10 protein-coding genes are annotated in these 14,060 nt (G+C 72.6%); all 10 read right to left on the reverse strand.

Annotated features, from left to right (window positions below; genetic code table 11):
• Positions 1-45: 45 nt before the first annotated feature.
• The 10 genes from NX801_RS10520 to NX801_RS10565 all read right to left on the reverse strand — a co-directional run bounded on the left by NX801_RS10520 (position 46) and on the right by NX801_RS10565 (position 13,999).
• Positions 46-1,938: a nitroreductase family protein gene (locus tag NX801_RS10520; protein WP_258787072.1), complete on the reverse strand. Its 1,893-nt coding sequence runs from the start codon at positions 1,936-1,938 to the stop codon at positions 46-48.
• Positions 1,928-3,079 (reverse strand): cytochrome P450, encoded by a 1,152-nt coding sequence (locus NX801_RS10525; protein ID WP_258787075.1) that lies wholly within the window; start codon positions 3,077-3,079, stop codon positions 1,928-1,930. The genes NX801_RS10520 and NX801_RS10525 overlap by 11 nt, the downstream gene beginning before the upstream one ends.
• Positions 3,076-4,968: a TOMM precursor leader peptide-binding protein gene (locus NX801_RS10530; RefSeq protein ID WP_258787076.1), complete on the reverse strand. Its 1,893-nt coding sequence runs from the start codon at positions 4,966-4,968 to the stop codon at positions 3,076-3,078. Before NX801_RS10530 ends, NX801_RS10525 begins: the two co-directional genes overlap by 4 nt.
• Entirely contained in the window at positions 4,968-6,614 is a 1,647-nt protein-coding gene (locus NX801_RS10535; protein WP_258787078.1) for a hypothetical protein, read from the reverse strand. Before NX801_RS10535 ends, NX801_RS10530 begins: the two co-directional genes overlap by 1 nt.
• Complete coding sequence (locus NX801_RS10540) at positions 6,611-7,975, reverse strand: SagB family peptide dehydrogenase (protein WP_258787079.1); 1,365 nt, start codon at positions 7,973-7,975, stop codon at positions 6,611-6,613. The genes NX801_RS10535 and NX801_RS10540 overlap by 4 nt, the downstream gene beginning before the upstream one ends.
• Complete coding sequence (locus NX801_RS10545; RefSeq protein WP_258787080.1) at positions 7,972-9,054, reverse strand: lantibiotic dehydratase C-terminal domain-containing protein; 1,083 nt, start codon at positions 9,052-9,054, stop codon at positions 7,972-7,974. Before NX801_RS10545 ends, NX801_RS10540 begins: the two co-directional genes overlap by 4 nt.
• Positions 9,051-9,938 (reverse strand): lantibiotic dehydratase C-terminal domain-containing protein, encoded by an 888-nt coding sequence (locus NX801_RS10550; protein ID WP_258787081.1) that lies wholly within the window; start codon positions 9,936-9,938, stop codon positions 9,051-9,053. Before NX801_RS10550 ends, NX801_RS10545 begins: the two co-directional genes overlap by 4 nt.
• On the reverse strand, positions 9,935-12,388 hold the full coding sequence (locus NX801_RS10555) for a hypothetical protein (RefSeq protein ID WP_258787082.1): 2,454 nt from the start codon (positions 12,386-12,388) through the stop codon (positions 9,935-9,937). Before NX801_RS10555 ends, NX801_RS10550 begins: the two co-directional genes overlap by 4 nt.
• Positions 12,389-12,850: 462 nt before the next feature.
• Positions 12,851-13,021 carry a thiomuracin/GE37468 family thiazolyl RiPP peptide gene (locus tag NX801_RS10560; protein WP_258787084.1) on the reverse strand — a complete coding sequence of 57 codons (171 nt, stop codon included), beginning with the start codon at positions 13,019-13,021 and terminating at the stop codon, positions 12,851-12,853.
• A 195-nt stretch (positions 13,022-13,216) separates the two neighbouring features.
• A complete protein-coding gene (locus NX801_RS10565; protein ID WP_258787085.1) occupies positions 13,217-13,999 on the reverse strand; it encodes a HEAT repeat domain-containing protein in 783 nt (260 codons plus the stop codon).
• Between the last annotated feature and the right edge of the window lie 61 nt (positions 14,000-14,060).

The raw sequence follows: 14,060 nt of genomic DNA on the forward strand, positions 1-14,060 counted from the left end.
GTGGATGTCGTGCGTTTGGCGTCGTCGCGTGCGGCCTGTCCCGGCCTATCCGAGATCGACACTGATCGTGCCGTCGGGCCCCGGACACCCGACGATCAGTTGGAACAGCGGGGCGATCCGCGCGTCCTCGGTCACTGCGGCGACCACGTCGCCCCGCAGGCTGTTGTGGATGCGCCCCGCGGCCCCCGCCGCCGCGGCTCCGAGCAGCACCCGGTGCGCGATCCGCGCGGCGGCGGCGGTGGCCGTGTGCAGCCGCCGCAGGTCGGCGGTGGCCTCGCTGACCGGCGCCGCGACGATCACGGTCGCCGAGGCGGCGGCGTAGTCCGGTGCCAGCCACCCCATCGCGTCCTGGCCGCGCTGGAGCTGCCTGGTGGGTGCCGAACCCGCTCGGACCAGCGCGAGGCCCTGCCCGCCGACCCGATAGCACCCCGGTTCCCAGCGGTCGCCCGCGTCGTCGAGGCATGGACGATGGACGACCAGATACGACCTGAGGGTGTCGTCCGAGAACGCGGCCAGCTCGGCGGGCAGCGAGCCGAGTCGGCCGACCCTGTCCGCGCCCAGGGCGTTGAACACCCGGTGTCCGGAGTGCCGGCGCCGCACCAGCTCCAGGTGCCGGTCGAGCGCCGACGGGTCGACGGCGTGCCGCGGCGGATCGAGTATGACCCGCCCGACCAGCCGCTCGTCCGCTTCTAGATCGAGGAGTTCGCCCCAGGGCCCGCTGCGGCCCCGCGCGCCGAGCTCGACCACCTCGTCGACGCCGCTGCCCGCGATCCGGGCCGCGTCACCGATCGCCGCCAGGGCCAGCCCCGCCTCCTGGAGGCACAGCCGGGTCGCGTACCGGTGGTAGCGATAGGAGACCTTGGTCTCACGCGCCGTCAGTACCAGGGTGTACGGCGAACCCGGGCTCGCCGAGCCCGATCCCTCGGACGCGGGACGGGACACTGGGAGCAGCCGCAGCTCCCCCGGCTCGACGTACCAGGCACCGGTGTCCGTCACGAGGTAGAGCTCGATCGGGTAGAACGCCCGCGCCGAGGCGATCCCGCGGTGCGCCCAGCCGCCGGAGTGCGCGAGGGCTCCCGACTCCCAGCGCAGCGGGACGTGCACGCACCGCAGCACGGCGCGCAGCCATGCGGGTAGGTGCGGCCCCGTACGGGTCCCGAGTGGACGGATCGCCGCAGGAGGTTCGCAGGAGAGTTCGCCGGTCGGCAGCAGCGCGGACGGGTCGAGCAGGAGCGCCCGCAGGTGCGCCGGCGTCGGCCACTGATCCAGCAGCGGCGCGTCGGGGCTCGTCCGGGGGCCACTGCGGGCGAGGCCGGGCACGGCCCGAACGGCCGGCAGCGACCGGGTGGGGCGGCCGAGGAAACGGCCCACGGCCTCCGCCGCGACCGCCGCGGCGACCACGGCCCGCTCAACCGTGCCCACCGGCTCCACCAGCCATCCGTCGTCGGGCGGTATCGCCACCTCGGTCTCGCCGATCCGGACCAGGACGCCCGGAGCCGTGGACAGCTCCGACCGCACCGACAACTGACGAAGCCCCATGTCCAGCGCCGGCAGCCAGCCGGCCGGCGCGCGCACAGCCGCCTCGGCGGCGAGCAGTGCCGAGCAGCGCGTATAGGGCGCGTCGTCGACGAGGTCCGCGACGGCGAGCAACTCGTCGGGAAGGCCCTCTGGTCGCGGCCGGTCCTCACGTCGCAGCGCACCGCGCCGCTCCAGGTAGTCCAGACATCGGCCGATCGCGAGGCGCCGGGGCTCCGGCACCCTGGTCAGCAGAGCGGACTCCGCGGTCCGGCCGTCCAGCAGCGGGGCGAGGCGGTGCATCAGCGGATGCAGTCCGGCCGGACCCCGGTAATGGCCCGTGCGGGTGGTCAGCAGCGTGCTCTCCCGGGCCGCGATCGCGTGCACACCGGCGAGCAGCCTCGGGAACGGATCAGGTGGCACGGGACCGCCCCTGAAGCTCAAGCCGCCGGATGGCGAGGGTGGGCAGCGGGTGGAACTCCACCGGGGCGAGCACGGCCAGCCGGGCGAACCGGCGGATGACCGCGCGAACGGCGGCGGTCGCTTCGAACTGCGCCAGCGGACCGCCGAGGCAGTAGTGCACGCCGTGACCGAAGGACAGATGGCGGCGGGCCGGCCGATCGAGGAGGAACGGTTCCGGGTCCGGGTTCAGCTCCGGGTCGTGGTTCGCGGACAGGATCCACGCGGAGACCGGTGCCCCGGCCGGCACGGTGGTACCGGACAGCGTGACGTCCTCGGCCGCGATCCGGGTCACCTGGGCGAAGGCGGGCCGCACCCGCAACGCCTCCAGCACCAGATCATCGACCCTGTCGTGTTCGCGGACCCGGGCATCCGCCACCGGCTGGACGCACAGCTGGTGGACCGCCGCCGCGATCAACGAGGTGGTGGTGACGTGCCCAGCCAGCAGGATCAGGCCGGTGAGCGAGGCGATCTCGTCGATCGTCGCCGGCGCGCCGTCCACCTCGGCGGTCGCCAGGCGTGACATCAGGTCCCGTCCCGGCCGCGCCCGCTTCAGCCGCGCCACCTCGGCCAGGTACCGGTGCATCGCGTCCATCTGCCCGGCGTCACCGCGGCTGAACCCGATGGACCAGGTACGGAAGTGATCGATCTGGTCCTCGGGCAACCCCAGATACCGGCAGATGACCCGGATCGGCAACGGATAGGCCAGGTCGTGGACGAGGTCGAACCGGTCCCCGGCCAGGCTGCCGACGAGTTCCTCGGCGATCTCGTCGATCGCTGGCACGAGTCCGCTGACTGAGGCGGGCGTAAATGCCTGGTTGACGATCCGCCGCATCCGGGTGTGGTCCGGCGGGTCCATCATGGTCAGGTTGCCGCGCCCGAGCTGCGCGGTGGGCGGCATCATCCGGGTCCGGTCCGAGGAGAAGAGCGCACTGTCCGCCAGCACGGTGCGCACGTCCTCGGCCCGGAACACATGGCGACTGCCGCCGAGTTCGAGGACCGGCGTGTGGTGCCGCGCGTCGGCGAGCCAGCGCACGAGCCTGGTCCACCCCGCGCCGTCGAGTTCGGTGAGGACCGGGAACCCGGCCGTCGTCCCGGCCCTCACGGGAACGGGTGAGGGTCGGGGTTCAGCTGGGCCCGGGTCAGGTCCGCGCCGAGCCGGCCGAGCCGCCGCGGCAGGCTCAGCAGCCGGGGCAGCCCGTCGACCCGCCGGTTGCGGTAGCCGAAGGTCATCGGTACCGCGCCGGGAACCAGGACCTTGACGCAGCTGAATCCGCTAGCCCGGTGCTCGGGTGCGGTCTGGTCGACCACCAGCACCTCGCCGATCCGCTCCACCGCGGCCCGCAGGTCCACCGTGAGGTCGTCGCGATCCGGCCGCAGCCGGTCCGGCCCGCCGACCTCGTCGATGGCTATGGTGGGCCCACCGAACAGGAAGTCGAGCCGGTGCGCGGCCTCGGGGTGCGCGTAGAGCGCCGAATGGTCCGGCATGGTGACGACCTGGTAGGGATCGCGCACCATCCCGGCGGCCCGCTCCTCCTCGTTCGGGTAGCGCCGGATCACGTCGCTGAGGATCGGCCCCAGCTCGTTCAGCGCGTTCAGCAGCGCCCGCTCCGGGTTCAGGCCGGCTCCCGCGGTGCACAGCAGGGCGGGACCCCTCTGGTCCGGGTGAGCCGCCATCACCCAGACGGCCGGGATCCCGTAGTCCGTGGTGATGTCGAAGGCGTGGACGCGGTAACCGGTGCTCGACCTGATCGCGCCCGCCTGGAGCGGCACGGCCGGGTCATGGCACGAGTCCAGGTCGATGGCCGGCGGGGTGGTCCGGGTGTACCAGGTGCACAGGAAGGCGTCCCGCTCGACCGTCTCCATGACTCCGTGCAACGTGGCCTCTTCCCAGGAGGAGCCGAGGGCACAGCCGTTGGACACCTCGTAGTAGGAGACCGGATCGTCGCCGCGCAGCCGGTGGCAGTAGTAGTACGCCAGGGCCTCCGGCACCAGGCGTGCGCTCCCGGAGGCGAACGAGTACGCCCACACCCACCACACCGGCCGGTCCGGATCGAACCTGCGGTAGCGGAAGGTCGGGTCGTCGTAGCTCTCGTCCGGGTGGTGGCCGAACACGTCAGGGTGCACGGCGTACGGTGCGAGCTCGTGCCACGTGCCGCGCACGGAGCTCCGCAGCCCCCCGGGGGCCACACCGCCGTAGCGCTCCAGCGCCTCAAGGATCGCGGTCAGCTCGCTGGTCCGGTAGTCGCGGCTGCGGCCGTACCCGGGCTCGGCCAGGCTGTCGAACCGCAGCGGCATCGACGCGCCGGCCATCACGAGCCCGCCCTCCGCGCCGCGGTTGGTGTGCCGGATCAGGCCGCTGAACGGGTCCACGTAAAGCTCGCGGACGGTCTCGAACTCGGCCATCACGTCCCGGGTCCGCGACCCGAACGGCGTGATCTTGGGGGCGGGCCGCAGGACGCGCTGCGCCAGCTCCGCCGTGTCCTCCGGCAGCACTCCGCAGTGCGGGCAGAAGGGGTCGGGCAGAAAATGGTGGCGGGTGGTGGCCAGGGTTGCCAGATCGACCACTGTCACCAGGCGCCGGCCGTCCGGGGCGGCCAACTCGTCCGCCACCAGCGCGGCGGCCGCTTCGGCCACCACCTGAGCGGCGAGCTCGTCGAGCAGCCGCGGCACATCCTGCGCGAGCCGGATGGCGTGCTGCTCGCGCAGGGGGGCGAGCCACGTCTTGCCCGCGTCGACGCGTTGCCGCCGCAGGTCGAGGCAGTGCGGGCAGCCCGGCAGGCCCGGGCGGGTGAACGGCCCCACGACCACCTGATCGACCTCGGTGTGCACGCTCAGCCACGGGCGGTCGCCCGGACCGTCCGCCGGGAGCTGCCAGCTGTCGCTCGCCCATATCGCGACATCGAGATCCGCGAGTGCGCCGGAGAGGCTGCGGGACAGCACTCCGGGCTGTACCGCAGCATCGTCGGCGGTGTTCGTCAGCATCTCCGTCATCAGTCCGCTACCACCTTCACTGCCGAGATTCCGAGCCGGGCGATGCCGGGGTCGTGGTCGAGCTCGACCACGACCGCGTCGGGAGCGCGCAGCGCCACCGCGTGGCGCAGGTCCATGAGCGTGATCGGCGGCACGCCGGGCAGGGCGACCGCCCGACCGGGCGGCGGCAGCGTCTGTCCCAGGGTTCGCGATGCGAGGTCCACGCGGCCGTGCATCAGCACTTGGCCGGTGAGCACGGCCTGCTCCATCGCGCGGACCGCCGCAGCGGCGTGGCTGGTGCCCCGGCCGTACACGGTGCCGTGGCGGGTGGTCGCCACCGCGGTCGGGACCGCCTCCTCCGGCAGCAGACCGAGCCAGGCCGCACGGTCGCTTACCAGCAGTTGATCCAGTGCTTCGCGCACCTCGGCGGGCAGCTCCTCGCCGCCTTCCACGCGTACGACCGGGCCGGGTGTGTCCACCGCCCATGCCTCAAGGAGGTCGAGCAGTGCCGCGGTGAGTGCCTCCTCCCGTCCCTCGGCCGCAGCGGTGCCGGGCGATGGCCCGGTACCGGTGCCGCAGCGCCGTGCCCGGTCAACCGACGCCAGCACCGGGCCGTCGTCCGCGAGGCGGCGAGCGGGCAGGAAATGGCCCGCCGGGTCGTCGGCGATCCTGTCCGCCGCGGCGCGCAGCGCGGACAGGTCGTCGGTGATGTCGGTGAGGGCGGGCCGCCCGGCCGCGTCGACCACGGCACGTGGATCGAGGGTCGATTCGAGGTGCAACGCGAGGGCTGCGAGCACGGCCTGCCGCCGGGCCTGCCCGTAGTCGGACCCGTCCGCGACGATCTCCGCGTCCAGCGGGCGGATCGAGGCCCGGCCCGCGACCCGGGCCCGAGCGAGGTGCCGGGGTACCTGGGGCAGGTCGTCCTCACCGATCTCGCGCACGACGCCGTGGACCGGGTCGATCGCCGCCATCACCCGCTCGTCGAACGGCTCGGCCACCGGGCCTGCCGACGCGGGCCGCCAGGGGTGCGGCAGTGCCCGCCAGGACGTCGTCTCCTCCCGAGTGACCGTCGGGCCGCTCCAGACCTCCGCGGTCCCGAGTGCCGCCCGCCGAACCAGCTGGGCCGCGGCGGTCCGCACCGCCGTGGGGTGGGGCCGTCCCTCGGCCAGGTCGCCGCAGCGCAAGGCGGCCACGACCTCGTCGAGTTGTTCGGCGTCCATCGGCCCGACGACCACCGCGGCGCCCTCGGCGAAGAGTACGACGCCCGCGCGACCCGTCCCCGCCGCGGCGCGGACGCCTTCGAACCAGTCACCGCGCAGGGGGCCGGCTCCCAGGACGACGGCGGGCAGCGACAACCCGCTGCGCTCGACCGCGTGCTCCAGTCCGGCACTCTCGCCCGCGAACCTCACTTCGCCGGGCGCGCCCGGGCGCCGCAGGATTCCGACGGACATCATCGCGTCCCGTACCCGGCGCGCCTGCGCCGCACGCGCGCCGCCGAGTTCATCGGCCGCCTGCTCCACCTCCCGGCCCTGGTCGATCCACGAGGACACCAGGCGGATCCAGCCGGACACGCCGGTCGACAGTTCCAGCGGCCCGGATTCGGACAGCCCGTAGGTCTTGCCCTCGAAGTCGATCGTGTAGGCGTTCAGCCGCCGGAGAGCGCTCATCGACCCCGCCCCCCACGCCGGCGGAGACTGGAGCCCACGATGAACTGGCCGACGCTGACCTCGACGAGCGGGTCACGGCCCGTCGCCTCGGTGAAGGCCACCGCGTCGTCCGTACCCAGGGGACAGCCGGCCAGTCCCATGGCGCCGCATGTCCCGGCGAGTGCGTGGTAGAGCACCCCGGTGTTCTTCAGCACCACCGCGTAACCCATCCCCTCGTACTTCCACATCACCCGGCCGACCCGGGCCGCCACGACCAGCAGCACCTGTGGGACGGCGCCGGTCGTCGATCCCTGCGAGGCGACGCGCAGCATCCGGCGCACCGCGTGGTGTGCCAGGGGCTGCACGAGTTCCAGCTCGTGCCGGTGCGCGTCGTAGTGATAGAAGCCGCTGTCCAGCCCCGCGCACCGGTTGACCACCGGATACAGCTCGAGCTCGTACACCGCGCCGCCCGAAGGGCGCGGGGAGCTGACCAACTCGACCTCGTCCTCCTCGCGCACCCGCCGCACCCGCGCGGTACGGTATAGCAGCTCACCGAGCTGATCGACCGAGATCGGGGACTCCTCGTCGTGCTCCCGCTCAGACCGACGCCCCTCGGACACCTCGAAGTACGAGCCCTCACTCAGCCGGCGGTCCGCGAAGTCCGGCACAGCGAGTCCGACACGGGCCCCCGGGTAGGGCGGCGGGGCGGCCGGCTCCGGCGCGAAGCCGGCCGCGCGGCCCCACCAGGTTCCGCCGAATCCGTCGCCGACATACCCGCGGTAGCCGAGGCGGCTGCGGTCGTGGAAGAGCAGCTCGTGCGGCGACCACTGGCGGTAGCGCAACTCCTGGGCCTGCTCACCCTCCGGGTCAGCCAGGAAGCCCGTGAGCGCGAGCTGCTCGCGGAGGGCAGCCGCGAGCCCGCCGGACGCCGGTGCCGAGTCGGACCCGGGGTCGAGTGCGGTCGTCAGCAGTTCCCGCCGATGGAGCGTGATCTCGGCGCTGGCCAGGGGCGATTCCAAGATCAGAGCACCGTGCTCGGCCCGGATGACCGCGTACCGGGACAGGTCGGGCCGCCCCTCGGCGGCGGGCGCCGGCCCGCAGGCCCTCAGCGGCCGCACCACAAACGCGATCCCTCGGTCGTCGGCGAACTCCTCGTCGAGCCAGCCGCCTTGCCGCAGCAGCTCGGTGACCTGGTCCTCCGCGTCGGCGGGCTGTCCCGTGCCGGCAAGCCGCGCGACAACGTCCGCCGTCGACGCGCCGGAGGGCAGGCTGACGTGGTGAGGCCAGGCCATGAGGTGGGTGCGCCCGCCGCGCTCGGCACTGAACACGCCCCTTCTCAGCCGTTCGGTCCGCTGCGCGGCGATGTCCTGCGCCGGGGTCATCGGTCGCCCCCCTCTGTGGTCGTCGGGTTTTCGCTCTCCGCCAGGGCCGTGGCCAGCAGGTGGCACAGCCGGTACCGGCCTGCCGCTCCCACGCCCATTCGGGATAGCTGGAGGTAGAGCAGGCTGATCGCGAAGCGGTAGGTCTGGAACCAGTCGGAGGAGCGCACCTCCTCCCACCGGGCCGACCCGGCCAGCTCGCGGTGGAACGCGCTGCGCCCGGTCAGCTCGGCCGAGAAACCGTCGGCCACCGCAGGCAGTGCGAACTCGCCGCGGGACTGCGCCTGTCGGGCGGCCCGAACCATCGGAGTGATCGCGTCCAGCCAGTCCCGGACGTAGCCGGGTCGGTCCGGGCCCGCTGCCACCGCGAGCAGCCTGCGGCGCAGCGCCGGTTCCGAGCGGCGGGCGGCCGCGTCCCAAGCCGCGCGCACGTCCGGCGCGGCCTCAAGGTTCAAATACGCCTCGGCGTGCGACCGGAAGGACAGCGCGGCGGACACGAGCCCGCCCCGGCCGAATTCCTGGGCCGTGACCGCCATCAGGTCGACGAGGGCCGGTCCGAGTCGATCCGCGGGAGCGGCTCGCAGCAGCCGCAGAGCCGGCACGCTCGCCGCGTAGTGGAAGTCTTCGAGCAACGCCCGCACCTCTGGCTCCGTACCCCACGTCCCGTCGGCGGCCGCCCCGGCCGTCCAGGTGAGGGAGTTGTCCGCCAGCCAGTCCTCGCGCAGCTCGACGCCGGCGCGGTCGGCTGCCCGCTGCGCCCGGTCCCGGACATCCGCGAGCGTCACGGTCCGCGCCGACGGAGTGGAGTGCAGCAGTTCGTGCAGCCGCCGGTCGATCCGCTCCCGCACCGTGGCCGCGGCACCGAGGGGTCCGCGCACCCCCAGGCGCAGATGCGGTCCGCGCTGCCACTCCCGGGTCAGCCGGAACTGGCAGCCGGCCCGCTCCGCGATCTCGGCGCACTCCCACACCGGTCCGAGCAGCAGAGCGTTCCACCGGCTCTCGTCGTGGTAGGCGAACATCCCCTGCCAGTCCGCGGTTCGACTGCCGTCCCGGGTCGCGACCCGCTGCTGTGTGCCGGTCACGCGTCTGCCCCTGTCTCGGCGAGAAGGGCCTGTGCGAGTGCTGCGCGCAGCATCAGCTCGGTGGGCAACGTCACTCCTATCCGGTTGGCGAAGAGGTGAATGCAGATGTCCAGCGTCGCGATCGGATCCCCGGCATCGGCGGTCGCGAACGTCACGCCGCCGAAGCCGAGGGCGGGCGGACGGTAGTCGTCCGCGGCGGTGCGCAGCGCGACCTCAAGCCGTTCCAGCGAGCGGGTGAGACGCTGGGCCGCGGCGGGCGGCCGCTCCAGGAGCGGTGCGATCCGGCTCAGGTCCAGCCGGATACCGGGCGGAAGGCCGACGGCCCGGACGCGCCGGGCCCAGTCGGCACCGGGCGTGGGCCCACGCGCCGCGAAGAAGCCGGCCAGGACCACGACGACCAGGGAGTGCCGAGCCGCCACCGTCGGGTTCGCCGCGAGCACGTCCAGGGCGATCCGGGTGCTCTCGTCGAAGTGTTCCTCGCACGCCGCCAAAGCGGCGTCGCGACCGTACCGTTCGTGCTCCGGGGAGTAGGTGGCGGGTACGACCGTGCCGTCCGGGACCAGCTCGGTCGCCGCATCTGATCCGCCGATCCGGCCGCGCAGCAGCGTGTACTCCTCGGCGCTCATGCTGCGCTCTGACGGGTGGTCGCGGCACCAGTGCCCCAGCTCGGCCGGTACCCGGTGCTCCAGTTCCGCCAGCGCGGTGTCCGAAGGGGCGCTCAGTCGCAGCCGCACGTGCGGGCCGCCGTCCCAGTACCGCAGGACGAACGCCAGGCCGGCGAGTCCTTCGGCCCGCAAGGCTCCGATCAATGGTGTGACCGCCTCGGTCAACAGCCGGTCCTGTCCCTGATGCTGGTGCACATGCCAGGAAGTCCAGGTCGTCAACGTCGCGCACCCACCTGGACCGCGAACTCGGTCACGTGTCCCGATCCGGCCAGCGGGTCGGGCAGGCACTCCTCGACGATCGCGTACTCGGCCTGACGGAGCATCTTCTGAGCGTCCGCGAACAGCAGCGGGCTGGTGACGTCGACGAACACCGGCTTGCGCGCTTTGCTCTGGCCCCCGCCGTGATCGGCGGAGCTCCAGGCCCGGAGGTAGAACCGGCTGCCCAGACCGTGCGAGGCGAGCCACCGGTGCCAGGCCCGCAGCGATTCGCGCGGCCCGCGCCCGCCCGGGAACTCCTCCCGGCGCAGCAGCCGGCGGGTCCGCTGCAGCGCGGTGGCCCCGAGCACCACTCGCGGAGTGGCGATCGACCGCGCCGTACCGGCCAGGCCGGGTGCAGCGGGGGTGAACACCGCGATGCTCGGGTGGATCAGGTAGGCGCTGCCGAAGACCTGCTCCAACAGCCGGACGAACGGCGGCAGTGCGAGGTCGGCGGCCATGCCGAGGTGCACCAGGCGCACGTCGCGACCGTCCGTGTCCCGGAGTACGGGCAGGCCGTCCGGCCCGGGCACGACGCGCACCGACGACATTGGCAGGCGCTCGCCGTCCGGCCGGCCGGACGTGGTCCCGGGATACTGCAGCTCGCGTGGCGCCGTGGCCGTCCTCGTGTTGAGTGCGGAGCCCAGTGACCCGCTGATTTCGACGACGTCCTCGTCGATGGTGGGGACCAGGTCCGCGATCGCGAGGCCCGCCTGTGCGGCAAGCCGCCCCCGGCCGCGGCCGTGCCCGCCGTGCACCACGTTCACCACTCGGTGGATCCCGGCCTCCGTGGCCTGTTGCAGGTAGAAGGTGGCCGAGCGGTTCGGGTGCGCGAAAGGGAAGTCGTCGAGGAGCCGGTCCAGGTCCGCCACGGCGAGTGGGCCGTGCGCCGCCCGGTCGAGCACCTCACCGGTGAGACCGGACAGGGCACGACCGAGTTCCCGCACCATGCTGCTCGAACACGTCGCCAGGTCGGCTCCCCACGGGGGCACCGTCGGCCCGATGATGCGCCCGAGATCACCGGCCGAGTCGAGACGAGCCCGGCCGAGGCTGTCCAGGGCGACGGTCAGCGGCACGTCGAAGCCGGCACCGAACCGTTCGGCCAGGTACTCCCCGGCCGCCGCCTTCGCCGGCAGCTTGTGGTCGTACAGCGCCAGGAGCCTGCGGGCACAGTCGAGTTCGTCGAGCACCGCGTCGTCGGGACGGTCGGGCAGTTCGTAGGGCCAGTCGGCGGCGACGGACATCTCGTGCGCCTTGACGGCGGGGAGCTCGATCCCGAGCCGGCGCCCCACCCGTTCGGCGGCGGCCTCCGCGGCCGCGGAGGAGTCGTCCAGCGCGGTGTCCAGCGCGGTCAGCTCGGCGGACAGGCTCGCAGCGCCGCGCCGGTCGGCGAAGGTGGACCAGGCGGCCCAGGGCCGGGGGTGGTGGTCGGCGACGGGCAGCCGGTGCTCGATCAGCCCGGCGGCCAGGCACTTGCTCACCAAAGCTGCTCCGCCGGCCACCCGGGCGGCCAGACCCGCCTCTGCCTCGCCGGGGCGCAGGGTGCGCAGCACCGCGTCGATCGCCGGGTGCTCCGTCACCCGGACCGTCTGCTCCCGTCGTCCGGACCGGAGGAACAGCCAGCCGCCGTCGACCCGCACCAGACTCGGGTTGACCCGTACCTCAAGCTCGGCGGGCGCCGGCAGCGCGGTGTGCAGGGCCCGGGTCAGCGCACCGATCACCGTGCCGTCCAGCTCGATCAGCAGCCGCTCCAGGGCCGCCTCGCCGCCGGCCCGGCCCCAGCGGGCCGGAATCGTCACCATCCAGGAGCTGAACGGGCTGGTCTTCGCGGCCGCGCGGGCCGCCATCCGGGCGAGCCGGAGGAGTCGCTTGCGCTGCGGTGCGCCGGTCGTCCCCACGGCCCACCGCTGTGCGATGTCGGCCAACTCCCGGCTGGTGGCCTCAAGACCGGTCCGGAATCGCCGATCGAGGCAGATGTCGCGCAGGTGACGCAGGTCGTCCGCCTCGGCCGCCGCCCACCTGGCTTCCAGTTGCACACCCAGGGAGCGCACCCGGTCCCGCGCGGCTGTCCAGGAGCCGAATGCGGCGGTCGCTCGCTCGGACATCAGCGGCACGGCCTCCCGCGCGACCCGCCGCGGCAGGTCGCCGTGGTGCACTCCTCTGCGCGCGGTGACGAGAACGGTCCGTTCGTGTCCGGTGTGCGCGCCGATGTCCTGGAACAGGGCCGTGCCGGCCTGCTCGATGGACTCGTCCAATAACCGGAGGGCTTCGGTCTCCTCGGCCAACACCTGGTCTACGCGGCTGTGGTGAAAGCCTCTGAGCGCATCTCGGCTCAGGCCGGCCACCCGGACGAGGAGCACCTCGTCCACGGCGGCCCGCCCGGAGGAGATCGACAGATTCCGGACAGGGTTCACCTGTGACAACCCCCGTGGTTCGCCTGCTGATCAGGCATTTCGGAACATGTTTGACCGGACGGCGTGAAGACGCAGCCGGAGAAATTCGGGGCGGCTTTCAGCGCGCCACCGAAAAAAGAAAATCCGTCGATTCAGGAGATCGGTGTCCACCAGGCTCTCAGCCTCACCGGCCGCGAGCTCCGACACTTCTCCCGATAGATTTCGTGCGACAGCATTCCGCACCCACCCCCGTGAGCGGCATGTGATTGAACATCAAATTATCAATCCGATGGCCGAGTTCAACCTTAGTGGCCGCTCATCCGCAGCGCAAGGTCGAACGCAATCCATCAATCTGATGGCTGGAACCGGTCGTGCGAGAGCACTCCACAGTCCCGCGGCACACCCTGGGGCACCGCGGGACTGTGCTCATTCAGTTGTCGGGAGGATTTGCCGGAGCGCCTCCGCCCTGGAGCCGGCCAGGGGTCAGTTGGAGCTGCAGGAGCAGCAGATGTAGCAGAAGCAGTTGGTCGACGAACCGACCTCCGGCATACCGTGGTCGGCGGTCAGCGCGGTCACCGCGCCACCCTGCTCGACGACCTCGAACACGTCGATGGAAAGGTCGTTGACGTCGACGAAGTAGTCCTCGTTGTTCATGGCGACTTCCTTCCGCTGATGATGAATACGGGATCGCTCCGCGTGAACCCGAATTCGTGCCTGGAATTCGAGGAGCGGCCTTCATCATGGCGGGCTCCGGGGGCAAGGTCACGCTTTCAAAACCGATGACCAGAAATCACGGCGGGTCACGGGACCGCGGCCGGGAGGGCGTCGCGGCTGTCGCGGTGCTCCCGCTCAGCCGGCCGAACGGGCTCGGACGGAGGCGCGCCGCGGCTTGCGTGCGGCCAGCCGCTCGGCGGCCCCCCTGACCTGAGGGTCCCCAGCCTCGCGCGCGGCCTCGATCTGCCGCCGGGCCGCAGTTCCGCGCAGCTCACCGAGGGCCATCAGCGCAGCCATGGCCACCCGCGACTCGGAGTCCGCGACCGCCGCGCCCAAGGCATCCGCCGCACCCTCCGCGTCTGGGTGCCCGATGTAGCACAGGATGTCCGCCGCGTGCTGCCGCACCGCGTGGTCGTCCGCCCCGAGCGCCGCGATCAGGGACGGCACCGCGGCGGATCCGAACGCGGCCACGTCGTCGGTCAGGGCATTTCGCTCCTCGATGTCCTGCTCGCCCAGCAGGGCGAGCAGATGCGGTACCGCCCGGGGCTCCTTGATGCGGCCCAGCGCCCACCGGGCCTTGCGGGCCACCGCTCCGTCCGGGTCCGTGACATAGGGCAGTACAACGTCCACCGTCTCCGGGTTGGCGAACTTGCTGACCGTGTGCAGGGCCTGGACCCGTACCTCCCGTGGCCGGTCCGCCCCGACCGCGGAGAGCACCGCCGGCCGGGTGGCCTCCTCCAGCCGGGTGACCGCCCAGGTCATGGTCTCCCGTACGAAGAAGTCCTGTTCCGCCCACAGAGCGTCGACGAGCGCACCGGCGCATCCCGTCTCGGCCTGCGACCCGATGGCGAGGGCCGCGGTGTTACGGACGCTGCGGTCCGGGTCCGACAGCTTTTCGAGCAGCTCGGCGGCGGACATCGTGCCGTTTTGAGGTGGTGAAGTCGGCATACCAAGTATTCCTATTCTGGTGATCGCTGCA

It is taken from the genome of Streptomyces pyxinae (assembly GCF_024756275.1).
Taxonomy (GTDB): Bacteria; Actinomycetota; Actinomycetes; order Streptomycetales; family Streptomycetaceae; genus Streptomyces; species Streptomyces pyxinae.

Excerpts from the sequence above, each read along its gene's own strand:
- NX801_RS10530 (WP_258787076.1), bottom strand. The coding sequence starts at position 4,968 with ATGACGGAGATGCTGACGAACACCGCCGACGATGCTGCGGTACAGCCC.
- NX801_RS10535 (WP_258787078.1), bottom strand. The coding sequence starts at position 6,614 with ATGAGCGCTCTCCGGCGGCTGAACGCCTACACGATCGACTTCGAGGGC.
- NX801_RS10540 (WP_258787079.1), bottom strand. The coding sequence starts at position 7,975 with ATGACCCCGGCGCAGGACATCGCCGCGCAGCGGACCGAACGGCTGAGA.
- NX801_RS10560 (WP_258787084.1), bottom strand. The coding sequence starts at position 13,021 with ATGAACAACGAGGACTACTTCGTCGACGTCAACGACCTTTCCATCGAC.
- NX801_RS10565 (WP_258787085.1), bottom strand. The coding sequence starts at position 13,999 with ATGTCCGCCGCCGAGCTGCTCGAAAAGCTGTCGGACCCGGACCGCAGC.